Raw genomic sequence first — 252 nt, 5'->3', positions numbered from 1 at the left:
CAGGGCCGCTGCCACGCGGTGGATGACCTGCACGTAGCGGGGCTTGACGACGGTGGCGGCCGGGTCGAACAGGCCGTCGCCGCGCAGGATGACGGTGCTGCGGTCGACCTCGTCGCGCACGCTGACCCTGTCTCTTATACACATCTCCGAGCCCACGAGACGCTGACGTTGATCGCGTATGCCGTCTTCTGCTTGAAAAGGGGGGGGGGGGGGGGGGGGGGGGGGGGGGGGGGGGGGGGGGGGGGGGGGGGG

1 pseudogene is annotated in these 252 nt (G+C 72.6%); it reads right to left on the bottom strand.

From position 1 onward, the window contains the following. A pseudogene (locus JHD82_RS29805) lies at window positions 1–252 on the bottom strand (type VI secretion system protein TssL); the annotation flags it as partial.

Source organism: Delftia sp. ASV31 (assembly GCF_016428765.1).
Classification (GTDB): Bacteria; Pseudomonadota; Gammaproteobacteria; order Burkholderiales; family Burkholderiaceae_C; genus Comamonas; species Comamonas acidovorans.
The sequence above is the reverse complement of the archived record's forward strand: the minus strand, read 5'-3'. Positions and strand labels throughout refer to the sequence as shown.